The sequence below is a fragment of the Streptomyces sp. NBC_00249 genome (assembly GCF_026342355.1).
GTDB lineage: Bacteria > Actinomycetota > Actinomycetes > Streptomycetales > Streptomycetaceae > Streptomyces.
Genome location: NZ_JAPEMV010000004.1, coordinates 217,210 through 240,617 on the forward strand (window position 1 = coordinate 217,210; position 23,408 = coordinate 240,617).

Here is a 23,408-nt window from a genome sequence, read left to right on the forward strand (position 1 = left end):
AGGCGAGCACCATGAGCGAAACCCCGCACAAGCCGGTCCACCTCGCGGTCTACGACACCTACGCGGACTGGGAGACCGGCCACACCACCGCCCACCTCACCCAGCGCGGCTACCAGGTCCGTACGGTCGGCCTCGCCGCCACCGCCGGGCAGCAGATCACCACGATGGGCGGCGTCCGCGTCCAGCCCGACCTCTCCCTCGCGGACCTGCGCCCCGAGGACTCCTCGCTGCTGATCCTCACCGGAGCCTCGCTCTGGGACACCGGCGACACCCTCGCCCCCTTCGCGGCGAAGGCCCGCGCCTTCCTGGCGGCCGGAGTGCCGGTGGCCGCGATCTGCGGAGCCACGGCGGGCCTCGCCCGCGAAGGCCTGCTCGACGGCCGCCCCCACACCAGCGCGGCCCCCTTCTACCTCGCCGGACAGCCGGGCTACGCGGGCGCCGGACACTACGTCGAGGCCGACGCCGTCACGGACGGGGACCTGATCACGGCGGGCCCGACGGAACCGGTGGCCTTCGCGCGGGAGGTCTTCGCCCGGCTCGGCGTCTACAAGCCGGACGTGCTGGACGCGTGGTACCGGCTCTTCCACGACTCGGACGCGAGCGCGTACCCGGTACTGATGGCGGCGTCGGAGTCCGGCGATGCCTGACCCCGGCCCCGGCCCCGGCCCCGGCCCCGGCCCCGGCCCCGGCCCCGGCCCCGGCCCCGGCCCCGGCTCCGGCTCCGGCTCCGACCCCGACCCTGGCCCCGAGCCGCTGTCCCCGCGGGCGCGGCAGGACCTGCTCAGCCGCACCGCGCTCGGCGTCTTCCACCTGAACGGCCAGTTCCTCGCGATCTCCGAGGAACTGGCCCGCCCCGCCGGGCTCACGGCCGCGTGGTGGCAGGTACTGGGCGCCGTGCTGCGGGAACCGCTGCCGGTCGCGGGCATCGCCCGGTCCATGGGCATCACCCGGCAGAGCGTGCAGCGCGTCGCCGACCTGCTGGCCGCCAAGGGGCTCGCCGAGTACGTCACGAACCCCGCGCACCGGCGCGCGAAGCTGCTCCGGCCGACGGAGGCGGGCCGGGCCGCCGTCGCCCGCATCAACCCGGGGCACGCCGCCCTGGCCGCCCGCCTCGCGGAGGAACTCGGCGAAGCCGCCTTCGCGGAGACCGTCCGCACCCTGACCCGCCTCTCCGAGGCCCTGACCAACCTCACCCCCCGGCCCGACACCCCCTGACCGCCGGGGGGCGATCCCCTCACCTCCGCGCGGCGGGACCCCGCAACCACCACCCGCCCCCCGACCGTCCCTCCCCCTGCGAAGCCCACCGCACTACGCTCGGCCCCGCCCGCCGACGCGCCCCTGGGGAAGGGACACCCGCTGTGGAACAGCTCCACCCCACCGACCCGCCGCACATCGGCCCGTACCGTCTCCTCTCGCGCCTCGGCGCCGGCGGCATGGGCCAGGTCTACCTCGCCCGTTCCGACCGCGGCCGCACCGTCGCGGTGAAGCTCGTGCACCCCGCCCTCGCCCTCCGCGAGGAGTTCCGCGAGAGGTTCCGCCGCGAGGTCGCCGCCGCCCGCCGCGTCGGCGGCACCTGGACGGCGCCGGTCCTGGACGCCGACACCGAGGCCGAGGTCCCCTGGTTCGCGACGGGCCACATCCCCGGCCCGAGCCTGCGTCAGGCCGTCGACCACGACTTCGGCCCGCTGCCGGCCCGCACCGTGCGGATACTCGCCGCGGGACTCGCGTACGCCCTCCAGGACATCCACCGCGCCGGTCTGATCCACCGCGACCTGAAGCCGTCGAACATCCTGCTCACCCTCGACGGCCCCCGCGTCATCGACTTCGGCATAGCCCGCCCCCTCCAGGAGGCCGACCGCGGCCTGACCCGGCCCGGGGAACTGGTCGGCTCCCCCGGCTTCATGGCCCCCGAGCAGGTGCGCGGTGATCCGGTCACCCCGGCCTGCGACGTGTTCTGCCTCGGTGCCGTCCTCGCGTACGCCGCCACCGGCCGGCTGCCGTTCGGCGACGCGGAGCAGCCGGGAGGGGCCGCCGGGCTGCTGCTGCGCATCGTCGAAGCGGAACCGGACCTGGGCGGCGTACCGGCCGAGTTGCGCGAGCTCGTGGCGGACTGCCTGCGCAAGGACCCCGCCGCCCGGCCGGGCTCCGACGCGGTGCTGGCCCGGGTGGGCGCGGACGGCACGGTCGCCGACGGCCGGGCCCTGGAACCGTGGCTTCCGGCGCGGCTCGTGGCGCAGCTCGGGCGTCGGGCCGCGGAGCTCCTCGACCGTGAGGACGCCGGCCCGGACCGCGCCCCGCACCCGCCGCCACCACCGCCCCGGACGCCGCCGCCCCCGGCGCCCGTCCCGACGTACGTCTACGGTCCCGCCCCGGCCGCCGAGCCGCCTCCACCGCGCCCGCACGCCGCGTCGACGGCGTTCCTGGTGGCGGTCGCCGCCGTCGTCGCGACGGCCGCGGGCGGGACGGTGTACGCGGTGATGAGCGCCGGCCCCGTGCCCCTCCCGCCAACCCCGCACTCCCCTCCCGTACCGGCTTCCTCCCCGGCCGAACCGCCGGGCACGAGCCGCGGAACGGGCCCCGGCACGGGCCCCGCCGCCGGCCCCTCAACCGGAACCTCCGGGGCCTCCCCCGGTACCTCCCCCGGCGTCCTCCCCGAGTCGTACGCCGGTAACTGGCGGGCCACCTCCGGCAGCGCGACCTGGTACCTCTCCCTCACCCCCGGCGCGGTCGGCGAGCCCGTCATGACCCTGCGCGTCGAGGACCCGGGCTACTCCTGCGCCTGGCGGGCGCCCCTGCGCAGCGCCCCCGACCCGGTCGAGCTCGGCGCCTCCTCCCTGACCTCCGGAACCCCTCCCACCTGCACCGCGGGCAGCTGGAGCCGGCTGCGCCTGCTGCCCGACGGGAGCCTGCGGCGCGAGCTGGACGGGGGATCCGGCCTCCCCCTCACGTATCACCGGGAGTAGCCGGCGGCGTTACTTCAACGGATTGTGTCGAAGTCAATAAGCCTGCAAGCAGTGCTTGTTACGCGTCCTGGCCCCACCGCACACTGCGGCACATGGAGCCGTTGAAGGTAGTGGCACAACTGTGGGAGCGGATCGAGGCACGCGACTGGGACGGCGTGGCCGGGCTGGTCGCCGAGGACGCGGTCATCGAGTGGCCGGTCAGCGGCGAGCGCATCGTGGGCAGGGCCAACTTCATCGCCGTTCTCAGCGACGAGGCCCCGGACCCGGATTTCGACGCGGGAACGTCCTCGGGGACGGGTGCAGGGACGGTCGAGGTCCTGCGGATCCTCGCGGACGGGGACCTCGTCGTCACCGAGGTGGAGATACCTGAGGAGCACGTCCTCTACCGGGGCCTGTCCCTGTGGACCGTGCGGGACGGGCTGGTCGTCGGCGCCCGCGAGTACTGGACCAGCCCCGGCCAGGACCCGGCGCCGCGCTGGAGGGCGGGCTACGTCGAGCCTCTGGTGGCAGACTGAGCCGCGTGCTCACCCAACTCCTCGCGGCGACCGGTGTCCTGGCCCTGCTGACCCTCGTCCCCGGGCCCGACATGGCCGTCGTGACCCGGCGGGCCGTCTCGCGCGGGCGGACCGACGGGCTGCTCACCGTCGCCGGCATCGCCGGCGGGCTGCTGCTCTGGGGCGCCCTCACCGTGGCCGGGCTCGCGGCGCTGCTCGCCGCCTCGGCGGAGGTGTACCTGGTGGTCAAGCTGGCCGGGGCGGCGTACCTCTGCTTCCTCGGCATCCAGTCGCTGCGCCGCCCGGGCGGCGGACCGGACGCCGACGCGGACTCCGGCGCGGGCGCTGACTCCGGCTCCGGCTCCGCCTCGGGTGGCGGCGCGGCCGGCGGCAGGCGCGGGGAGGCGGGCAGCGGCTGGCGCACGGGCCTGGTCAGCAACACCCTCAACCCGAAGATCGCCGTGTTCTACACCGGCCTGCTGCCCACCCTCGCCCCGGCGGACCTCTCCCCGGCGGCCGGGATGGCGCTCCTCGTCCTGGTCCACGTGCTGCTGACCCTGGCCTGGCTGGGCACGTACGTCTACGTCCTCACGCGCGCCCGGCGGTTCTTCACGCGCCCGCGCGTCCGCCGGGCGATGGACCGGGTGACGGGCGTGGTCCTGATCGGGTTCGGGGTCCGCGTGGCGAGCTCCACGGCGTAGCTCCGAAGGTCCGTAGCTTCCAAGGTCTGTAGCTCCGAAAGTCCGTAGCTCCCAAGGTCTAGGCGAGCAGCCGGTCCAGCTCCTCCGTGACGGCCGCCCGTACCGCGTCGTGGCGGGGGGCCAGCGCGTGCCGCTCGCCGCGCCAGCACTCCTCGTCCTCGTAGAGCCAGACGGGCAGGCGGACGAGGTCGGCGGGCTCCCAGTCGTAGCGGGGCCAGATGTGGGCGTGCAGGTACGGGTCGGTGTTGCCCAGGATCTCGATGTTCACGCGGCGGAAGGCCGGGTCGAGGCGGGCGCAGGCGCGTTCGACGGCCTCGGCGAGCCGCTCCAGGTCGGTGAGGTAGGCGATCCGGCGGGCCGGGGGCAGGTCCGAAAGCCGGGTCACGGCGGGGTCGTCGGTCAGCAGCACCGAGTACCCCGGCAGGAACTGCCGGTCCCCGACGACCGCGAACCCGGAGTCGAGGCGGCGCATGACGGTGGGGTTCTGCCCCCGGTGCGCGCTGCCGATGCGGTCTTCCCGCCAGTCGATCTCGTTCATCCCAGGACCCTAACGGAGTACCTGAGTGCCTCTCCGACTACGTCCCTGACTGCCTCTCACGTAGGGCCTGTCATACCTGAGAGCTACGGCTGAAGGCGGCTCCCGGGCGTGATGCCGACCACGGGGGCGGATTCCTAACTTCGGTACCAGAGCGGGCGGATGACGGCCCGGCACCGAGGGACGAGGAAGAGGGACCCGCCATGACCAGCACGAGCAGCCCCACCGGCAGCGGCCTCAGCGGCCCCGGCGTCCCCGGTGTCCGCGACGGCGGGCGCCGGTCCGGCAGCGGCCGGTTCCGCCGCACCGTGCTGGCCGGCCTCGTCGCGGCGGCCGTCGTGCTGCCCGTGTCGGCCGCCGCGTCCCCTCAGGTCCCCGCGCCCGCTCCGGTCGTCTTCGCCGAGTCGGCGGGCCCGCAGAGCCGTTACGCCGCCCACCTGGGCAGCCTCGCCGAAGCGGCCCGTACGGCGCAGGACGCGGGCCACCCCGGCCGGGCCGCGAAGCTCCGGTCGATGGCGCGGGTCCCGGGCGGGGCCCCGGCCCAGTTCCTCGTCTTCGACGGCCGGGGCAAGGGCCGCGCCGTCGAGGTGTTCGGCGATCTGGCCACCGCCGACCGGGTCGCCGTACTGGTGCCCGGCTCCGACACCTCGCTCGACACCTACCAGCGCTTCCGGGACGGTGCGATATCCCTCCAGGAGCGGCTGCGGGCCGAGCATCCGCGCTCCGCGGTGGTCGCCTGGCTCGGGTACGACACCCCGGGCACGGTCAGCACCACCGTCCTGACCGCCGGCCGGGCCGACGAGGCCGCCGCCGAACTGGGCCCGTTCCTCTCCCGCTTGCGGCAGCTGACCGGTGACGGCACCCGGGTCTCCCTCCTGTGCCACTCCTACGGTTCGGTGGTCTGCGCCCGCACCCGGACGGCCTCCACCGTGGACGACGTCGTGCTGTTCGGCAGCCCGGGTACGGGCGCCGACCGCGCCGCCGAGCTGCCGACCGGCGCCCGGGTGTGGGCCGGTCGGGGCAGCGGGGACTGGATCGGCCGGGTCCCCCATGTCCGGCTCGGCGGGGTCGGGTTCGGGACCGACCCGGTGGATCCGGCCTTCGGTGCCCGGCCCTTCGAGGCGGGCACCGCCGGACACAGCGACTACCTCAAGCCCGGTACCCGGTCCCTCGACAGCCTGGCCCGCATCGTCCTCGGTTCCCCCGCCGCCCCGGCTGCGCCGACCGTCCCCGCCGCTCCCGCCGCCCCTGCTCCTTCCGACACCGCCCCGGAGGCCCCGCATGCGTAAGCTCCGCGCCCGCTGGTCCGCCGTCGCGGACCGCGTCGACCGGGCGACCCCGGCACACCGGGACCGGTCCGTCGACGCCCTGCGGGCCTTCGCGATCCTCGGGGTGGTGCTGGGGCACTGGCTGGTGACGGCGCTGACCACCGCCGACGGCGGCCTGCAGGGCACCAGCCCGCTGGCCCGGATGCCGTGGCTGGCCCCGGTCTCCTGGGTGTTCCAGACCCTGGCCGTGTTCTTCCTGGTCGGCGGCCACGTCGCGGCCCAGGGGTACGGCTCGGCGCGGGCGCGCGGTGTCTCGTACCGGGCCTGGGTGGGGCAGCGCCTCGGCCGGCTGTTCCGCCCGGTGGCGGCGGTGCTCGGGCTGTGGACGGTCGTGGCGGGCGGGCTGCTGCTCGGCGGCGCCGAGCTGGACACCGTACGGACCCTGCTCAAGCTGGTGTGGTCGCCGCTGTGGTTCCTGCTGGTGTTCGCCGCGCTGACCGCGGCGACCCCGCTCGTCGCCCGGCTGAGCCCGGTGTGGCCGCTGGCCGTGGTGGCCGGGGTCGATGTGTGGCGGTTCGGCTTCGGCGGCCCGGAGTGGATCGGCTGGGTCAATGTCGCCGCCGGCTGGCTGGTGCCCTACACCCTGGGGGCCGCGTGGTCCCGGGGCGCGTTCGGCCGGACCCGTCCGGCCCTGCTCCTGCTGCTCGGCGGGGCGGCCGCCACCGCCCTGCTGGTCCTGTGGGGCGGGTACCCGGCGTCGATGGTCGGCGTCCCCGGGGCCGCCGTGTCCAACCTGAACCCGCCGACGCTGGCCGCCGTGGCCTTCGGACTGGGCCAGTGCGGGCTGGCGCTGCTGCTCCGCGCACCGCTCGCCCGGGCCATGAGCCGGCCGCGTACCTGGGCGAAGGTGGCCCTGCTGAACCTGTCCGCGATGACCGTCTTCCTCTGGCACCAGACCGCGATGATGTCGGTCACCGCGCTCGGGCTGCTGTTCTCCACCGACCTCCCCGGGCTGCACACCGTGCCCGGCTCGGCGCACTGGATCCTGGCCCGCCTGCTGTGGCTGCCGGTGTTCGCGGCGGCCCTGGCCGTCTGCTGGGCCGCCTTCCGCGTCCACGAGCAGCCGCGCGGCCCCCGTCACCGTACGGTCCGCACCGGTCCGGCCACGCGGCCCGCCCCCGCCCCCGTTCCCGCGCTGCGGCCGGCCGGGCTGAAGGGCGGCAGCCATGCCTAGGGTGGCCCGTGTGACCCAGCGACCCGCTCCCCCGGCCGAGACCGCCACCGCCCCCGACATGCGCAGTGTGGTCCAGGAGTTGTTCACCCTGCGCCGGGACCCGCTCCCCCGGATGTCGCGCCCGCGCTGGCTGGCCCGGCTGCCGCACGTGGTGGTGCTCTACGCGGCCGTCTTCTTCGGTTTCCTCACCAACCTCCAGCTCGGCGAAGACTACGACGTCACCGGCGGCCCCTCCCTGGTGCTGTCGCTCCTCACCGGGGTGTCCATCGCCCTCGCGTTGTCCCGGCCCGTCGCCGCGTGGTGGCTGGGGCTGGTCACGGCGGCCCTGACGGCCTGGACGGTGCGCGTCCAGCAGTCGCAGGCACAGTCCGCGTCCTGGGTGCCCACCGAGTACAACCCCTGGGGCGCCCACGCCCAGCAGTGGCACAACCAGGCATGGCCGTGGACGGCCATCGGGTACTTCGCCTTCGCCCCGCTGGTCCTGCTGGTCTCGCTGCGCGTGCCGCCCCGTGTCACGGCGGTGGCCGTCGGCGTCCCCGTCGTCTGCACGGGGCTGGCCGAGCTGCTCCTCAAACCCCTGGGCAGCACCAGCACCTTCGTCATCTCCACCCTGCTCTTCGGCATCGCGGGGCTCGTCGGGTACGCCATGCGCGCGGTGCGCCTGGCCCGGGGGCAGCTGGTCGTCCAGGAGACCCTGACCGAGGAGGAGCGGGCCCGGCGGACCCTGCTGGAGGAGCGCAGCCGGATCGCCCGTGAGCTGCACGACGTGGTCGCCCACCACATGTCGGTGATCTCCATCCAGGCGCAGGTCGCCCCGCACCTGGTGGAGAACCCGTCCGAGGAGCTCAAGGAAAACCTCGCGGGCATCCGGGAGAACGCCGTGGAGGCCCTGACGGAGCTGCGCCGGGTGCTGGGCGTCCTGCGGTCCGAGCATCCCGACGACCCGGCCGGTCCGCACCACCCGCAGCCCACCCTCGCCGAGCTGGACGGCCTCGTCGACAACGTGCGGGGGGCCGGCCTGGAGGTCACCACCGAGTTCGCGGGGATCCGCCGGCCGCTGACCCCGGGGGTGGAGCTCACCGCGTACCGGATCGTGCAGGAGGCGCTGAGCAACTGCCTGCGCCACGCGCCCGGTTCGCGGGTGGAGGTGGGTATCGCCTACGGGCCGCGCGAGCTGCACCTTTCCGTGGCCAACTCCGCTCCGACCCGTACGGCGCCGCCCTCGCCCGGAGCGGGGCACGGCCTGCTGGGCATGCGGGAGCGTGCGGGCATGCTGGGGGGCGAACTGGCCGCCGGCCCCCGCCCCGGCGGCGGGTACGAGGTGTCCGCCGTACTGCCCATGGACCCGCCCGGCGGTTCCGCCTCCTCCGAGCCGAAGAAGGACATATGAGCACTCCGATCAGGGTGATGATCGCCGACGACCAGATGATGGTCCGGCAGGGCTTCACCGTGCTCCTGAACACCCAGCCCGACATCGAGGTGGTCGGCCAGGCCGTGGACGGGGCGGACGCCGTGGCGAAGGTCGCCGAACTGGGTCCGGACGTGGTCCTGATGGACATCCGCATGCCGGGCATGGGCGGGATCGAGGCCACGTCGGTGATCACCGCCGCCCCGGACTCGGCGGTGAAGGTGCTGGTGCTGACCACCTTCGATCTCGACGAGTACGTCTACGAGGCGCTGCGCGCCGGCGCTTCGGGCTTCCTGCTGAAGGACGCCTCGGCGGACCAGCTCGCGGAGGCGGTACGGGTGGTGGCCGCCGGTGAGGCGCTGCTGTCACCGAACATCACGAAGCGGCTGATCACCGAGTTCTCCCGGATGGGAGCGCCGCGGGCGCCGTCCAGAGCGCGGATCGACGAGCTGACGGAGCGGGAGACGGAGGTGCTGTCGCTGATCGCCCAGGGCCTGTCCAACGCGGAGATCGCGGAGCACCTGATCGTGGCCGAGCAGACGGTGAAGACCCATGTGAGCCGGATCCTGGTGAAGCTGGGCCTGCGGGACCGCACCCAGGCCGCGGTGTTCGCGTACGAGACGGGTCTGATCCGTCCGACGGGCTACTGATCCCCCGCGTAGTACTTGAGGGGGACCCCGGAATATCCCCTTCGGCGCCGACGCGGACGACGAGGGCCCCGGCCTACGGTGTGAGCATGACCCAGACGACCACCGGGGCGACCCCCCGGCCACCCGAATTGCGGCTGGCTTCGGGCTTGATGCGGAGCCTTCGTGACGACCTGTTCACCGATGCCTTCGCCTACCGGCCGCTGGCCCTGATGCGTACGGACGGTCCGGTGGTGCGGCGGCTCCCCCGGGGGATACGGCCGCAGGCGGCCTACCTGCCGTACGCGGTGGTGGTGTTCACGGCGTTCTGCGTGACCATGCTCGCCAGCGCGAACAACCTGTACGGGGGGCCGCCGCTCCAGTTCCTGGTGCTCGGGCTGCTGGCGGCGGGGCCGGTGCTGATGACCCTGGTACGGCCCGTGGGGGCGTACTGGACGATGCTGGCGATGACCACCGCCCTCGCGGTGCTCAGCGACCGGACCATGACCTGGCCCTGGTCGCCGAGCACCTTCCTCGCCACGCTGGCCGTCATGACGTTCGTGGCGATGCGGGTCCGGCCCCGGGCCGCCGCCTGGATGTGGGGCATCACCCTGCTGTACGGGACGGTCCTTCCGATCCTGGTCGGTGACGGCGGCAACCTCGGGCCGATGGCCTTCTTCTCGGCGGTGGCCCTGCTGGTGGTGACCGTCCGCAACACCCGCAAGGAGGCCCGTCGGGAGGTCATCGCGCAGCAGGAGGTGACGGCGGTCGAGCGGGACCGGCGGACGCTGCTGGAGGAGCGGACGACCATCGCCCGCGAGCTGCACGACGTGGTCGCGCACCACATGTCGGTGGTGGCGATCCAGGCGGAGGCGGCCCCGTACCGGGTGAAGAATCCGCCGCCGGAGCTGGAGGCGGCGTTCGTCACCATCCGGGAGAACGCGGTGGCGGCTTTGACGGAGCTGCGCCGGGTGCTGGGTGTGGTGCGGTCCGCGGACTACGAGGCGCCCGACGCCCCGCAGCCGACGCTGGCCTCGCTGGACGGGCTGCTGGCCAATGTGCGGGAGGCCGGGCTGAGCGTGGACAAGACGGTCACGGGGGCGGTGCGCGAGCTGCCGCAGGGGGTGGAGCTGTCGGCGTACCGGATCATCCAGGAGGCGCTGAGCAACAGCCTGCGGCACGCGCCGGGCGCGCCGGCCGGGGTCGAGGTGTCGTACGTGCTGGGCGGCCTGGGGGTACGCGTCGTCAACGGTCCGGCGGTCGGGGACGTGGCGCCGTCGCCGGGGGCGGGGCACGGGATCACCGGGATGCGGGAGCGGGTGGCGATGCTGGAGGGCGAGATGACGGCCGGGGAGACCGCGTCCGGGGGGTACGAGGTCGCGGTGTTCATACCGGTGCGGCGGCGTCCGGAGCCCGAGGAGGAGCCGGCATGACGATCAGGGTGCTGATCGTCGACGACCAGATGATGGTCCGCGAGGGTTTCTCCGTCCTGTTGAACGCGATGGAGGGGATGGAGGTGGTGGGCGAGGCCGTCGACGGCCGGCAGGCCGTGGCGCAGGTGGCGGCCCTGCGGCCGGACGTGGTGCTGATGGACATCCGGATGCCGGAGATGAACGGCCTGGAGGCGACGCGGCAGATCGTGGCGGCGGACACGGACGCGAAGGTGCTGGTCCTGACGACCTTCGACCTCGACGAGTACGTGTACCAGGCCCTGCGGGCGGGGGCGTCCGGGTTCCTGCTGAAGGACGCGTCGGCCCGTCAGCTGGCGGAGGGCGTGCGGGTGGTGGCGGCCGGGGAGGCGTTGCTGGCCCCTTCGGTGACGAAGCGGCTGATCCTGGAGTTCTCGAAGCTCGCAGATGTGCCGAGGCTCGCGGATCCGGCGGGGGTGGCGGAGCTGACGGAGCGGGAGACGGAGGTGCTGGTGCTGATCGCGCAGGGGCTGTCCAACGCGGAGATGGCGGACCGGCTGCTGGTGGCGGAGTCCACGATCAAGACCCATGTGAGCCGGATCCTGGTGAAGCTGGGCCTGCGGGACCGCACCCAGGCCGCGGTGTACGCGTACGAGACCCGCCTGGTGACACCCGCTTAGCCCGCACCGGCGCGGGTCGAACGGATCGAGCGGGCCGAGCTGTAGGCCTAGGCTTCGGGGATGGGCTTTGATCCGTGGGATGCCGCGTTCGTCGCCGATCCGTACCCGGCCTACCGGGAGTTGCGGGAGCGGGGGCGGGCCGTGTGGTCGGAGGCGACCGGGCAGTGGCTGGTGCCGCACTACGCCGATGTGAGCGCGCTGTTGCGGGACCGGCGGCTGGGGCGGACCTATCTGCACCGGTTCACCCACGAGGAGTTCGGGCGCGCGGCTCCGCCGCCGGAGCACGAGCCCTTCCACACGCTGAACGACAACGGCCTGCTGGATCTGGAGGATCCCGCGCACGGGCGGGTGCGGCGGCTGGTGGCGAAGGCCTTCACCCCGCGCACGGTGGAGCGGCTCGCGCCCTCCGTGGAGCGGCTGGCCCGGGAGCTGGTGGGCGGGTTGCGGGCGGCCGGGGGCGGGGACCTGCTGACGGCCGTCGCGGAACCGCTGCCGGTGGCGGTGATCGCCGAGTTGCTGGGCGTCCCGGAGGCGGACCGGCCGCTGCTGCGGCCCTGGTCGGCGGACATCTGCGGGATGTACGAGCTGCGCCCGTCCGCGGAGACGGCACGCCGCGCGGTGACGGCGAGCCTGGAGTTCAGCGCGTACCTGCGGGAGTTGATCGCGGAGCGCCGGGAGCGGCCCGGCCCGGATTTGATCTCCGGGCTGATCGCCGCCCACGATGAGGAGGGCCGGCTCAGCGAGCAGGAGATGATCTCCACCTGTGTGCTCCTGCTGAACGCCGGGCACGAGGCGACCGTCAACACGACGGTGAACGGCTGGTGGGCCCTTTTCCGCAATCCGGAGCAGCTCGAGGCCCTCCGTGCGCACCGCGGATCCACGGATCCGAAAAAGTTGTCCACAGCTGTGGATGAACTGATGCGCTATGACACGCCCCTCCAGCTGTTCGAACGCTGGGTGCTCGAGGACATCCGGATCGGTGACGTCCTCGTCCCCCGGGGAGCCGAAGTAGCACTGTTGTTCGGGTCAGCGAACCGGGACCCGGCCCGCTTCGCGGCACCGGACGTCCTCGACCTGACCCGCGCCGACAACCCCCACCTGACCTTCGGCGCGGGCATCCACTACTGCCTCGGCGCACCCCTGGCCCGCCTGGAGCTCGCGGCCTCCTTCGCCGCCCTCCTGAACCCGGACGTCCCGCCCGTACGGCTCGTCAGGGAGCCGCAGTGGCGGGACGGTTACGTGATCCGGAGCCTGCGCGAACTGCTGGTGGAGTTCTAGCACCGCCGGGGCCGCCTCGGTCCGAGCAGCAGCCCCTACGCGAGCAGGTCGCGGCGGCGCAGGGCGGCCAGGGCGGCCGCCGTCAGGGCCGCCGCCAGGGCGGTGAGGGCGAGGAGCGGCGCCCAGTCTGCCCAGTCGACGGCCCGGGGGCCCGGGAGCTTCGGCAGGTGGGTGAAGGGCGAGAGGTCCATGACCGCCTGGGGCAGGCCGAGGGCCGGGCCGAGCCAGCCGAGGGCCAGCGCGGCCCCGGCCACCGCCCAGCCGGCGACGGCGTACCGGGGTGCGGCGCCGTGCAGCAGGGCGGCGACGGCCCCGATCAGCCACACCGCCGGGAGCTGCGCGAGGCAGGCCCCCACGGTGGCGCCGAGCCCGGAGCCGTGTCCGATCCCGAGGCCCGTCCCGGCGAGCAGCAGGATCAGCGCCGAGCCCCCGAAGGCCACGGCCAGGTGCCCGCCGGCCCAGCGCAGCCGGCCGACGGCGTTCGCGAGCAGCGGCTCGGCCCGCTGGGAGGTCTCCTCCCCGTGCAGGCGCAGCACGGAGGAGACCACGTAGAGCGCGGCGACCATCCCGAACAGTCCGGCCATCGCGGCGAGGAAGGCGTCGGTGAGCCCGCTCTGGCCGCCCATGCGCTCGATGATCTGCCGGGTCTTCTCGTTGCCGCCGACCACTTCGGCGGCGCCGGAGGCCATCCCGCCGAAGACGGCCCCGGCGGCGAGGAAGCCCAGGCTCCAGCCGAGCAGGCCGCCGCGCTGGAGCCGCCAGGCCAGCGCGCCCGCCGTGCCGAGCCGGCCCTCGGCCGGTCCGGGCCGGGCGGGCAGGAGGCCGGTGCCCAGGTCCCGGCGGGCCGCCAGGGCGTACGCGCCGAGCACGAGGGCCGCGGCGCAGGCCAGGGACAGCCCGAGCACCCACCAGCGTTCGCCCGCGAAGGCCCGTACGTTCTCCGCCCACCCCAGCGGGGAGGCCCAGGTCGCCGCCGAGCCACCGCCCGCCTCGGCGGAGTCGCCCGCCGCCCGCAGGACGAAGGCGGCGCCGAGCACCCCGGCGGTGAGCCCCTTGGCGGCCCGCGCGCTCTCGGTCAGCTGCGCGGCGACGGCCGCGACCGCCGCGAAGAACAGCCCGGCGCCGCCGACGGCCGCCCCGAGCGCGAGCGCCCCGGCGGCGCCCTGCCCGGCGAGGCCGCCCGCGACGAGCAGGGCCACGCACCCGTCGGCGACGAGCGCCGCCAGCAGTGCGGCGGTCAGCGGCGCCGCGCGCCCCACCGCGCCCGCCGAGAGCAGTTCCTGACGGCCGGTCTCCTCCTCCTCTCGGGTGTGCCGGACGACGAGGACCAGGCTCATCGCGGCGGCGAGCACGGCGGCGTAGACCCCGCCGCGCCAGGCGGTGAGCGCGCCGAGGGAGTCGCCGAACACGGGCCCGTACATGGCCCGCATCGAGCTGTTGGCGTTCATCGAAGCGGCGATCTCGGCGCGTTCGGCGGCGTTCCCGTACACGGCGCCGAGCGAGCGCGGCATGCTGACCACCAGCAGGGCGGTGACGAGGATCCAGACGGGCGCCGTCACCCGGTCGCGGCGCAGGGCGAGGCGCAGCAGCGTTCCGGTGCCCGCCAGTCGGCGTCCCTTCATCGCCCGCTCACCCCCTCGGCGCCGACGGTGTAGTGGCGCAGGAACAGCTCTTCGAGGGTGGGCGGGGTCGCGGTCAGCGACCGTACGCCCGAGGCGGTCAGGGCGCGCAGGACGGCGTCCAGCTTGTCGGTGTCGGCCTGGAGGCTGACCTTGAGGCCGCGCACCTCGACGTCGTGAACGCCGGGCAGGTGCGCGACGCCGTTCGGCGGTCCGGCCAGCTCGGCGGTGATCGACGTACGGGTGAGGTGGCGCAGCTCGGCGAGGGTGCCGCTCTCCACGGTGCGGCCGGCGCGGATGATGCTGACCCGGTCGCAGAGGGTCTCGACCTCGCTGAGGATGTGCGAGCTGAGCAGGATGGTGCGCCCGGCGGCGCGGGCCTCGGCGACGCAGCTCTGGAAGACCTCCTCCATGAGCGGGTCGAGGCCGGAGGTGGGCTCGTCCAGGACGAGCAGTTCGGCGTCGGAGGCGAAGGCGGCGACGAGGGCCACCTTCTGCCGGTTGCCCTTGGAGTACGTACGGCCCTTCTTGGCCGGGTCCAGTTCGAAGCGTTCGACGAGTTCGGCCCGCCGGGCGCGGTCGAGTCCGCCGCGCAGTCGTCCGTAGAGGTCGATGACCTCGCCGCCGGAGAGGTTGCGCCACAGGGTGACGTCGCCGGGGACGTAGGCGACGCGGCGGTGGAGGGCGACGGCGTCGGCCCACGGGTCGCCGCCGAGGAGGGTGGCGGTCCCGGAGTCGGCGCGCAGCAGGCCGAGGAGGACCCGGATGGTGGTGGACTTCCCGGCGCCGTTGGGGCCGAGGAAGCCGTGGACCTCGCCGGTCGCGACGTCGAGGTCGAGCCCGTCCAGCGCGTGGGTGCGGCCGAACGCCTTGTGGAGTCCGGCGACGCTGATTGCCTTCGTCATGCTTCTGAACGTACGCTAGCTTCACAAAATTGTGAAGGTCGGGAATCACGTAAAGTCTGGAGGGTGGCCGAACCAATGGACGTACGAGATGCACGGGACGAGCGGGACGAGCGCGTCGACCGGGACGAGGAAGCGGTCTCCCGCTTCGTCGAGCGGTTCGCCGCGCAGCTGACCGAGGCGGGCATGCAGCGCATGGCCGCCCGCGTCTTCGCGCGGCTCCTCGCGAGCGACGGCGGCGCGATGACCTCGGCGGAACTGAGCGAGGCCCTCCGCATCAGCCCGGCGGCGGTGTCGGGGGCCGTGGCCTACCTGACGCAGGTCAACATGGTCAGCCGGGAGCGCGAGCCGGGCTCCCGCCGCGACCGCTACGTCCTGCACAACGAGCTCTGGTACGAGACCTTCACCCGCCGGGACCAGGTGCTCACCCTCTGGGAGAAGACCCTGCGCGAGGGCGCGGCCGGCCTCGGCGCGGACTCCCCGGCGGGGGCGCGGGTCGCGGAGACGGCGGCGTTCTTCGAGTTCCTCCAGCACGAGATGCTCGGCCTGATGGACCGCTGGCGCACCCACCGCGCCACCCTCGACCTGCCCTGACCTGCCCTGACCTGCCGGGGCCTACTCAAACCCGCCCTGACCCGCCGGAACCCGCCCTACCGGAACCACGGCTCCGCGCCGCCCCGGTAAAACCGCTGGTCGTAGCGGTAGCGACCTCCTAGCATGATCCGCCATGCCTACCAACGAGCACGTCATAGACCTGGCCCTGCAGCGCATCACCGCGGGGTACGTCTTCCCCGAGAAGACCGCCGCCATCGAGACCGCGATCCGCGGCCGTCTCGCGGAGGGCGCCTACGCGGGCCTCAGCGGCCCCGAACTCTGCGAGACGGTGACCGCGGACCTCCAGGAGGTCTGCCCCGACAAGCACCTGCGGCTGCTCTGGACGGACGAACCGCAGTCGCTGGAGCCGGTGGACGACGACGGCGGCGCTGCCGCGTTCCTCGCGCTGCTGAAGGCCCACAACCACGGGGTCCGCCGCGTCGAGCACCTGGAGGGCGGCGTCGGCCTCATCGAGCTCAACCGCATCACGACCGCCGCCGAGGGCGCGAGCGCGATCGGCGCGGCCATGACCCTCGTCGCGCACAGCTCCGCGCTCGTCCTGGACCTGCGGGGGTGCCTCGGCGGGTCCCCGGAGGGGGCGGCGATGTGGTGCAGCTACTTCTTCGCCGACGACCAGGTCCACCTGAACGACATCTACGACCGGGGCAGCGACTCGACCCGGCAGTTCTGGACCACCGCGCACCTGCCCGCGCCGCGCTACGGGGACCGCCCGGTCCACGTGCTCACCAGCGCGATCACCTTCTCCGGGGGCGAGGACGTGGCGTACACCCTGCAGGCGCAGGGCCGGGCCGTCGTCGTCGGCGAGACCACGCGCGGCGGCGCCCATCCCACGGCCCGCCACGCGGTCAGCGAGCACGTCCTCGTGACGGTGCCGACGGCCCGGGCCATCAACACCGTCACCGGCACCAACTGGGAGGGCGTGGGCGTCGTCCCCGACATCCAGGTCCCGGCCGAGCAGGCCCTCGAAGAGGCCCTGAAGGCCACGACGCGCCGACTGGGCACGACCACCGCCTGAGCCGTACGCGCCGCAGCCGCCGCTCAGCAGGTCGAATGGAAGAGCCCACCGACCCGCCGGGCGGCGGCCAGCGCGTTGTAGAGCCCGACGGCCGCCCGCGTCTCCTCGACGTGCACCTCGGCCCCGGCCTCCCGGAGCAGCACCAGGGTCTCCGGGGCCACCCCCAGGCGCCGCTCCATGCCGAGGCCGAGGACGATCACGGCGCGGCTCCCGTCACCGCCCGCATCGCCGTCCGCGTCACCGGTCGACGGTCCCCGGGCCCGGAGGGACCATGAGGGAGGGGGCCGCGTACGTCGAAGGGCCGATCATGTTCGAAGGCAGCAAGCCGTTCAGCGGGTTCTCGGTCGACGACATCGCCGAGGCCAAGCGGTTCTACGGGGAGACCATGGGCCTGCGCGTCTCCGAGGACAAGGGCATGCTCTTCCTGCACCTCGCCGACGACACCACGGTGCTGGTGTACCCGAAGGACAACCACGAGCCCGCGAGCTTCACGATCCTCAACTTCCCCGTGCCCGACGTCGAGCAGGCCGTCGACCGGCTGACGGCGGCCGGGGTCGTCTTCGAGCGGTACCCGGGCTTCGCCACCGACGACAAGGGCATCGTCCGCGAGGAGCAGGGCCCGGCCATCGCCTGGTTCAAGGACCCGGCGGGGAACGTGCTGTCCGTACTCGAACCGATGTGAACCGTACGGCGGCGGGCGCGGTGACGGACCTGATCGAGGCCGCCGCCACGGACCCGGCCGGCCAGTGACCCGCCGGGGCCCGGGCCACGAGGGCCCCGGCCCCGAACGGCTCAGGCCCGCGGCAGCGTCAGCGACCACGCCTCTCGGTGCAGGGTCCACGTACGCCGCCGGACCGGGCCCGTCAGGGCCTGGTCGGCGCGGTAGCGGAAGTCCGCCCCCGACACCGTGACGGCCTCGGCGCAGCCCCGCAGCGGGGCGGCCCCCGACAGCTGGACCACCACCTCGGCCGCGCCGCCCGCCCCGCCGGTGCGCACGGCCACGTCCCGCACCGGGTGCCCGACGTCGGCCAGCACCGCCCCGTCGACCTCCACCCGCAGCCGGTGCACCCCGGACGCGGGCGCCGCCGGGCTCGGCAGCAACGTACGCAGCAGCGACCGGTACGTCCCGCCCCACCGGGTCACCGGGACCGAGCGCGGCGGCGGCCCGATCCGCAGGCCGCCCAGCACCACCCCGCCGCTGTCGTCCACGAGGAGGTCCCGCGGGTACGACACGCCGTCCAGCGCGGCCCGCGCGCCGAGCACCGCCGACAGCGGCACCCCGAGCGAGCGGGCCAGTACCAGCGAGGACGCCGCCCCCACCGGGACCAGCGAGAGCGCCCCGTCCCCCAGGCCCCGCTCCCGGTGCAGCAGCCCCACGGCCCGCACCAGGGCCCGGTCGTCCCCGACGACCACCGGCCGCCGATGACCGCGGCGGGCGAGGGCCCGCGCGAATTCCTCCTGCGAATCCGGGAGGCAGATTTTCGCCGCCGCTCCCGCTGACAACACATCTTTCGCGATTCGCACGGACTCGCCGTCAAGACGGCGGGCGACCGGGTCGACGAGCACGAGCAGGCCGCCTACCGGCGCACCCGCTTGGCTCATGGCGGGCTCTGGAGCCGACACCTCGGTCCTTCCTCGGGTAGCATCTTTGTGCAAGAGGCCCTTGCGCTATTGCGCCAGGGCCTTCGTCTATTCCGGGGCACCGGTCCGACGGCTCAGCCTGCGGTGTACATCGTCGTACGCCCCCTGACCTTGGACATGCCCCATCCGGAAGAGGTGTACGCCTGTGCCCGCTCTTGTGCTGCTCGGAGCTCAGTGGGGTGACGAGGGCAAGGGAAAGGCCACCGACCTGCTCGGTGGATCCGTTGACTATGTGGTGCGCTACCAGGGTGGCAACAACGCCGGCCACACGGTCGTCGTAGGCGACCAGAAGTACGCGCTGCACCTTCTCCCTTCCGGCATCCTCTCCCCCGGATGCACCCCGGTCATCGGTAACGGCGTCGTCGTCGACCCGGCCGTCCTGCTCTCCGAGCTGCGCGGCCTGAACGAGCGCGGCATCGACACCTCCAAGCTGCTCATCAGCGGCAACGCGCACCTGATCACGCCGTACAACGTCACCCTCGACAAGGTCGGCGAGCGTTTCCTCGGCAAGCGCAAGATCGGTACGACCGGCCGCGGCATCGGCCCGACCTACGCGGACAAGATCAACCGCGTCGGCATCCGCGTCCAGGACCTGTACGACGAGTCGATCCTCATCCAGAAGGTCGAAGCGGCGCTGGAGGGCAAGAACCAGCTCCTCGCCAAGCTGTACAACCGCCGCGCGATCGAGGCCTCCGCGATCGTCGAGGAGATGCTCCAGTACGCGGACCAGATCAAGGGCTACGTCGCCGACACCACCCTGATCCTGAACAACGCGCTGGACGAGGACAAGGTCGTGCTCTTCGAGGGCGGCCAGGGCACCCTGCTCGACGTCGACCACGGCACGTACCCCTTCGTCACCTCCTCGAACCCGACCGCCGGCGGCGCCTGCACCGGCACCGGCGTGGGCCCGACGAAGATCAGCCGCGTCATCGGCATCCTGAAGGCGTACACGACCCGCGTCGGCGCCGGCCCGTTCCCGACGGAGCTGTTCGACGAGGACGGCGAGGCCCTGCGCCGCATCGGTGGCGAGCGCGGTGTCACCACCGGCCGTGACCGCCGCTGCGGCTGGTTCGACGCCCCGATCGCCCGCTACGCGACCCGCGTGAACGGCCTGACGGACTTCTTCCTCACCAAGCTGGACGTCCTGACCGGCTGGGAGGAGATCCCGGTCTGCGTCGCGTACGAGATCGACGGCAAGCGCGTCGAGGAGCTCCCGTACTCGCAGTCGGACTTCCACCACGCGAAGCCGATCTACGAAACCCTCCCCGGCTGGTCCGAGGACATCACCAAGGCCAAGACCTTCGCGGACCTCCCGAAGAACGCCCAGGCGTACGTCAAGGCCCTCGAGGAGATGTCGGGCGCCCCGATCTCCGCGATCGGCGTCGGCCCCGGCCGCACCGAGACGATCGAGATCAACTCGTTCCTCTAGGCAGCACCCGAAGGGGCGGGACGCGCATGCGTCCCGCCCCTTCGGCGTACCCGGCTCAGACCGCGACGAGCCGGACCCGGTCACCGCACAGCGCGCGCATGTCCTCGACGTCGGACGTCAGCATGACCACGGGCCCGGGCTGGCGCAGCGCCATCTCGGCGACGGTCGCGTCGACGGCGTACTCGTGCCCGTGCAGCCCGACGCCCTTGAGCAGCTTCGCCGCCGCCCTGGCCGCCCCTGCGGTAACGGCCTCGATCTTGACGGCCGACAGCGCCCGGTTCAGCTTGGCGGGGTTCACCCGCGCGTGGCTGACCTCCACGAGGGTGTTCGTGCAGACGACGAGATCGGTCCCCGCCGACTGCAGCCGCCGGATCAGGGGAGTGACCTTCCGGTCCTGCTCGATGAGTGCGGACAGCCCCTGGGAGTCCAGTACCGCGGTCACGTATCGCGTCACGCGGCGACCGCCGGCTCCTCGCTCTGTTCAGGGCCGAAGAGTCTCGCCTCGGCATCCGCCATCTCGGCCTCGGTGAACGCCCCGTACTCCGCTTCGTGGTCGTCGAGGTAGCGACCGAGCAGCTCGTTGCGGATCTGCCGGGCGACCGCCTCGGCCACGTACCCGGAGATGTTGTCCGTCATCTTCCGGAGCTCCTCCACCTGCTCGGTGGGGAGCGTCACGGTGATGCGTGTGGTCCCTGACATACGGCGGGCGTACTGCGGTATGCACCAGCGGAGCGAGGCGATGAAAAAAGATTCCCCCGTTCGTGTCACATCCGCGTGCTCCCGTCCGTCAGTGCTGTGAAGACACCGACCGAAGGAGAGCAGCCATGACGAACACCGACACCTCCCGCTCCATCTCCCGGATGCCGAACCCGGGGCAGTTCGTCCCCGAGCTGGGGGACATCAGTGCCGCGCTGTTCCGGGCCACCGGCAACCGGTCCGTGCCGCGGACCACGATGAGCCTCGTCCACCTGCGGGCCGGGCAGATCGTCGGGAACACCTACCTGACCGTCCTCAACACCGGGTTCCTGCGCAAGGCCGGGGAGAGCGAGGAGCGGATCACCGCCGTGTCGTCCTGGACGGACGCCCCGTACTTCACCGCCGCCGAGCGCGCGGCCCTCGCCCTGGTGGAGGCGACCCTCCAGCCGGCCCCTCCCGGCAAGGAGCGCGTCAGCGACGAGCTGTACGCGCAGGTCGCCGAGCACTACGACGAGAAGGCCCTCGCCACGCTCACCATCGCGATCGGCCAGATCAACTTCTTCATCGCCCTGGCGGTCATCGGCAAGCCGCAGCCGGTCGCCTCGCTGGCGGACGAGCAGTGGGACTGAGCCCGGAAACGAAAGAAGGAACGGAGTCGCCGCCCCGTTCGGCTGAGACTCCCGGAAAGAAAAAAACAAGATCGGACGCATTCGCTGTCACAACCGTCGGCCAGCCGGTGTCTTGATGCCGTAACCCCCTCGGAGCAACGGAGAGACACCATGAACGAGTACACCGAAGTGGTCGTCATCGGCGGCGGATACGCCGGAGTCATGGCGGCCAACCGCCTGACGCAGCGCGGCGACGTGAGCGTGACGCTGGTCAACCCGCGCCCCGAGTTCGTCCACCGCATCCGCCTGCACCAGCTGGTCGGCGGGTCCGACTCGGCGGTCGTCGCCTACCGGGACGTCCTCGCCGAGGGCGTCCGGCTGGTGGTCGACACCGTGGCCCGGATCGACGCGGCCGACCGCTCCGTGGCGCTGGCCTCGGGCGCCACCCTCGCCTACGACCACCTCGTCTACGCGGTGGGCAGCGGCACCGCCGACCCGCGCGTGCCCGGAGCGGCCGCCTTCGCGTACCCGATCGCCACCCTGGAGGACGCCCAGCGGCTGCGCCCGGCCCTCGACGCCGTCCCCGCGGACGCTCCGGTGACGGTGGTCGGAGCCGGCCCGACCGGCATCGAGACCGCCGCCGAGCTGGCCGAGCTGGGCCGCACCGTGAACCTGGTCTGCGGCGGGGTCCTCGGCCCGTACCTGCACGCCCGGGGCCGCCGTTCGGTCGCCGGACGGCTGGCGAAGCTCGGGGTGCGCGTCGTCGACGGCCCCGACTCGAAGGTGACCGAGGTGACCGAGGACGCCGTACGGCTCGCCGACGGCCGCGAACTGCCGAGCCGGCTGACCGTCTGGACCGTCGGCTTCGGCGTCCCGGACCTGGCCGCCCGCAGCGGTCTGAGCACCGACGCCCTGGGCCGCCTCCTCACGGACGAGACGCTGACCAGCGTGGACGACGACCGCATCGTCGCGGCCGGGGACTCGGCGGCGCCGTCGGGCCTGCCGCTGCGGATGAGCTGCCAGTCCGCGATGCCGATGGGCGCGCGGGCCGCCGACACGGTGCTCAGCCGGATCGCGGGCGAGCAGCCCGAGACCCTCAACCAGCACTTCGCCGCCCAGTGCATCAGCCTGGGCCGGCGCGCGGGCATCTTCCAGTTCGCCACCCGGGCCGACGTCGCCATCTGGTTCAAGATCGACGGCAGCCTCGGCGCGAAGCTCAAGGAGACCGTCTGCAAGGTCGTCCCCAAGCACCTGGCCGACGAGGCCGCCAAGCCCGGCAGCTACCGCCTGCACACCGGCTCGGGCGGCGACACCCGCCGCGAGCTCCTCCAGGCCGGGCGCACCACCGCGCCGGCCACCCGCTGACACACGAGAAGGACCCGAACAGCAGATGAACGACCAGGCCACCGACACCTTCGTCGCCCACCGCAACCTCCTCTTCACCGTCGCCTACGAGATGCTCGGATCGGCGGCCGACGCGGAGGACGTCCTCCAGGAGACCTGGCTGCGGTGGGTGAAGGTCGACCTGACGCAGGTCGGGGACCTGCGCGCCTACCTGGTCCGGATCACCACCCGGCAGTCCCTCAACCGGCTGCGCTCCATGTCGCGCCGCAAGGAGGCCTACGTCGGCTCCTGGCTGCCCGAGCCGCTGCTCACCGCACCCGACGTGGCGGAGGACGCCGAGCTCGCCGAGAGCGTGTCCATGGCGGTGATGCTCGTCCTGGAGACGCTGTCGCCGACCGAGCGGGCCGTGTTCGTGCTCCGCGAGGTCTTCGACGTCGGCTACGAGGAGATCGCGGCCGCCGTCGAGAAGACCCCGGCAGCCGTCCGGCAGATCGCGCACCGCGCCCGCAAGCACGTCGACGCCCGCCGCCCGCGCGAGGTGGTCTCCCAGACCGAGACCCGGGCCGCCCTGGAGTCGTTCCGGAACGCCGTCGACACGGGGGACATCCAGAGCCTCCTCGACGTGCTCTCGCCGGAGGTCGTCCTGGTGGCCGACGGCGGCGGCATCAAGCAGGCGGCGCTGCGGCCGATCGTCACGGCCGACAAGGTGGCCCGCTTCCTGGTCGGCGGCATCGGCAAGAACCAGCTTCCGCTGGCCTTCGCCCCCACCGTGGTCAACGGCAGCCCGGCCCTCGCCGTCCACAAGGACGGGGAGCTCGACGGCATCCTGGCGGCCCGCGTCGAGGACGGCCTCATCACCGGCCTCTACTACGTCCGCAACCCGCAGAAGCTCTCCCGTGTGGAGTCCGAGACCCCGCTGACCCTGCGGTGACGCCTCCGACGG

At 73.4% G+C, this 23,408-nt stretch carries 26 protein-coding genes; 19 read left to right on the forward strand and 7 right to left on the reverse strand.

Translation table 11 applies throughout. The annotated features are described in order from the left end of the window. The first annotated feature begins 11 nt into the window (after positions 1 to 11). From OOK31_RS19275 to OOK31_RS19295, 5 genes are all read left to right on the forward strand, one after another. Complete coding sequence (locus tag OOK31_RS19275) at positions 12 to 647, forward strand: DJ-1/PfpI family protein (protein WP_267088508.1); 636 nt, start codon at positions 12 to 14, stop codon at positions 645 to 647. Then, on the forward strand, positions 640 to 1,215 hold the full coding sequence (locus tag OOK31_RS19280) for a helix-turn-helix domain-containing protein (protein ID WP_323188232.1): 576 nt from the start codon (positions 640 to 642) through the stop codon (positions 1,213 to 1,215). Before OOK31_RS19275 ends, OOK31_RS19280 begins: the two co-directional genes overlap by 8 nt. A gap of 143 nt (positions 1,216 to 1,358) precedes the next feature. Further along, on the forward strand, positions 1,359 to 2,963 hold the full coding sequence (locus OOK31_RS19285; protein ID WP_267088509.1) for a serine/threonine-protein kinase: 1,605 nt from the start codon (positions 1,359 to 1,361) through the stop codon (positions 2,961 to 2,963). Between the two features lie 92 nt (positions 2,964 to 3,055). Then, positions 3,056 to 3,478 (forward strand): nuclear transport factor 2 family protein, encoded by a 423-nt coding sequence (locus OOK31_RS19290; RefSeq protein ID WP_267088510.1) that lies wholly within the window; start codon positions 3,056 to 3,058, stop codon positions 3,476 to 3,478. 5 nt (positions 3,479 to 3,483) lie between these two features. Further along, on the forward strand, positions 3,484 to 4,158 hold the full coding sequence (locus OOK31_RS19295) for a LysE family translocator (protein ID WP_267088511.1): 675 nt from the start codon (positions 3,484 to 3,486) through the stop codon (positions 4,156 to 4,158). Between the two features lie 58 nt (positions 4,159 to 4,216). Here OOK31_RS19295 and OOK31_RS19300 read toward each other — a convergent pair whose 3' ends face one another. Continuing rightward, positions 4,217 to 4,696 (reverse strand): HIT family protein, encoded by a 480-nt coding sequence (locus OOK31_RS19300; protein ID WP_267088512.1) that lies wholly within the window; start codon positions 4,694 to 4,696, stop codon positions 4,217 to 4,219. 200 nt (positions 4,697 to 4,896) lie between these two features. Between OOK31_RS19300 and OOK31_RS19305 the strand changes: the two genes are divergently transcribed. The 7 genes from OOK31_RS19305 (at position 4,897) to OOK31_RS19335 (ending at position 12,596) form a co-directional block, all read left to right on the forward strand. After that, entirely contained in the window at positions 4,897 to 5,982 is a 1,086-nt protein-coding gene (locus OOK31_RS19305) for an alpha/beta hydrolase (RefSeq protein WP_267088513.1), read from the forward strand. Further along, positions 5,975 to 7,195, forward strand: coding sequence for an acyltransferase (locus OOK31_RS19310; RefSeq protein WP_267088514.1), 1,221 nt, complete (start codon positions 5,975 to 5,977; stop codon positions 7,193 to 7,195). Before OOK31_RS19305 ends, OOK31_RS19310 begins: the two co-directional genes overlap by 8 nt. Positions 7,196 to 7,205: 10 nt before the next feature. After that, positions 7,206 to 8,585 carry a sensor histidine kinase gene (locus tag OOK31_RS19315; protein WP_267088515.1) on the forward strand — a complete coding sequence of 460 codons (1,380 nt, stop codon included), beginning with the start codon at positions 7,206 to 7,208 and terminating at the stop codon, positions 8,583 to 8,585. Then, entirely contained in the window at positions 8,582 to 9,253 is a 672-nt protein-coding gene (locus OOK31_RS19320; RefSeq protein WP_267088516.1) for a response regulator transcription factor, read from the forward strand. Before OOK31_RS19315 ends, OOK31_RS19320 begins: the two co-directional genes overlap by 4 nt. Before the next feature lie 86 nt (positions 9,254 to 9,339). Next, positions 9,340 to 10,662 carry a sensor histidine kinase gene (locus tag OOK31_RS19325; protein ID WP_267088517.1) on the forward strand — a complete coding sequence of 441 codons (1,323 nt, stop codon included), beginning with the start codon at positions 9,340 to 9,342 and terminating at the stop codon, positions 10,660 to 10,662. Beyond that, on the forward strand, positions 10,659 to 11,318 hold the full coding sequence (locus OOK31_RS19330; protein WP_267088518.1) for a response regulator transcription factor: 660 nt from the start codon (positions 10,659 to 10,661) through the stop codon (positions 11,316 to 11,318). The genes OOK31_RS19325 and OOK31_RS19330 overlap by 4 nt, the downstream gene beginning before the upstream one ends. A 60-nt stretch (positions 11,319 to 11,378) precedes the next feature. Beyond that, positions 11,379 to 12,596: a cytochrome P450 gene (locus OOK31_RS19335; RefSeq protein WP_267088519.1), complete on the forward strand. Its 1,218-nt coding sequence runs from the start codon at positions 11,379 to 11,381 to the stop codon at positions 12,594 to 12,596. Between the two features lie 35 nt (positions 12,597 to 12,631). Here the strand turns inward: OOK31_RS19335 and OOK31_RS19340 are convergent, their stop codons facing one another. Continuing rightward, positions 12,632 to 14,218 carry an ABC transporter permease gene (locus tag OOK31_RS19340; protein WP_267088520.1) on the reverse strand — a complete coding sequence of 529 codons (1,587 nt, stop codon included), beginning with the start codon at positions 14,216 to 14,218 and terminating at the stop codon, positions 12,632 to 12,634. Beyond that, positions 14,215 to 15,120: an ABC transporter ATP-binding protein gene (locus tag OOK31_RS19345; protein ID WP_267088521.1), complete on the reverse strand. Its 906-nt coding sequence runs from the start codon at positions 15,118 to 15,120 to the stop codon at positions 14,215 to 14,217. The genes OOK31_RS19340 and OOK31_RS19345 overlap by 4 nt, the downstream gene beginning before the upstream one ends. 75 nt (positions 15,121 to 15,195) lie before the next feature. Between OOK31_RS19345 and OOK31_RS19350 the strand changes: the two genes are divergently transcribed. Beyond that, positions 15,196 to 15,711 (forward strand): GbsR/MarR family transcriptional regulator, encoded by a 516-nt coding sequence (locus OOK31_RS19350; RefSeq protein WP_267088938.1) that lies wholly within the window; start codon positions 15,196 to 15,198, stop codon positions 15,709 to 15,711. A gap of 133 nt (positions 15,712 to 15,844) precedes the next feature. Continuing rightward, positions 15,845 to 16,747, forward strand: coding sequence for a S41 family peptidase (locus OOK31_RS19355; RefSeq protein ID WP_267088522.1), 903 nt, complete (start codon positions 15,845 to 15,847; stop codon positions 16,745 to 16,747). Positions 16,748 to 16,770: 23 nt separating this feature from the next. On the opposite strand, the gene OOK31_RS19360 is transcribed toward OOK31_RS19355, so the two are convergent. Next, a complete protein-coding gene (locus OOK31_RS19360) occupies positions 16,771 to 16,947 on the reverse strand; it encodes an MTH938/NDUFAF3 family protein (protein ID WP_267088523.1) in 177 nt (58 codons plus the stop codon). Positions 16,948 to 17,054: 107 nt separating this feature from the next. Between OOK31_RS19360 and OOK31_RS19365 the strand changes: the two genes are divergently transcribed. Continuing rightward, a complete protein-coding gene (locus OOK31_RS19365; RefSeq protein ID WP_267088939.1) occupies positions 17,055 to 17,429 on the forward strand; it encodes a VOC family protein in 375 nt (124 codons plus the stop codon). Positions 17,430 to 17,539: 110 nt separating this feature from the next. Here the strand turns inward: OOK31_RS19365 and OOK31_RS19370 are convergent, their stop codons facing one another. Beyond that, positions 17,540 to 18,349: a diacylglycerol kinase gene (locus OOK31_RS19370; RefSeq protein WP_267088524.1), complete on the reverse strand. Its 810-nt coding sequence runs from the start codon at positions 18,347 to 18,349 to the stop codon at positions 17,540 to 17,542. 184 nt (positions 18,350 to 18,533) lie between these two features. Between OOK31_RS19370 and OOK31_RS19375 the strand changes: the two genes are divergently transcribed. Beyond that, the gene (locus OOK31_RS19375; RefSeq protein WP_267088525.1) at positions 18,534 to 19,817 is read left to right on the forward strand and encodes an adenylosuccinate synthase; all 1,284 of its coding nucleotides are present in this window, start codon (positions 18,534 to 18,536) and stop codon (positions 19,815 to 19,817) included. A 55-nt stretch (positions 19,818 to 19,872) separates the two neighbouring features. Here OOK31_RS19375 and OOK31_RS19380 read toward each other — a convergent pair whose 3' ends face one another. Both OOK31_RS19380 and OOK31_RS19385 read right to left on the reverse strand, forming a co-directional pair. Beyond that, entirely contained in the window at positions 19,873 to 20,271 is a 399-nt protein-coding gene (locus OOK31_RS19380) for a DNA-binding protein (protein ID WP_267088526.1), read from the reverse strand. Then, on the reverse strand, positions 20,268 to 20,516 hold the full coding sequence (locus OOK31_RS19385) for a type II toxin-antitoxin system CcdA family antitoxin (protein WP_267088527.1): 249 nt from the start codon (positions 20,514 to 20,516) through the stop codon (positions 20,268 to 20,270). Before OOK31_RS19385 ends, OOK31_RS19380 begins: the two co-directional genes overlap by 4 nt. 125 nt (positions 20,517 to 20,641) lie before the next feature. On the opposite strand from OOK31_RS19385, the gene OOK31_RS19390 reads away from it, so the two are divergent. The 3 genes from OOK31_RS19390 to OOK31_RS19400 all read left to right on the forward strand — a co-directional run bounded on the left by OOK31_RS19390 (position 20,642) and on the right by OOK31_RS19400 (position 23,396). Further along, the gene (locus OOK31_RS19390) at positions 20,642 to 21,142 is read left to right on the forward strand and encodes a carboxymuconolactone decarboxylase family protein (protein ID WP_267088528.1); all 501 of its coding nucleotides are present in this window, start codon (positions 20,642 to 20,644) and stop codon (positions 21,140 to 21,142) included. A gap of 150 nt (positions 21,143 to 21,292) precedes the next feature. Then, entirely contained in the window at positions 21,293 to 22,486 is a 1,194-nt protein-coding gene (locus tag OOK31_RS19395) for an NAD(P)/FAD-dependent oxidoreductase (RefSeq protein WP_267088529.1), read from the forward strand. 25 nt (positions 22,487 to 22,511) lie between these two features. Continuing rightward, positions 22,512 to 23,396, forward strand: coding sequence for an RNA polymerase sigma-70 factor (locus tag OOK31_RS19400; protein ID WP_267088530.1), 885 nt, complete (start codon positions 22,512 to 22,514; stop codon positions 23,394 to 23,396). The last annotated feature ends 12 nt before the right edge of the window (positions 23,397 to 23,408 follow it).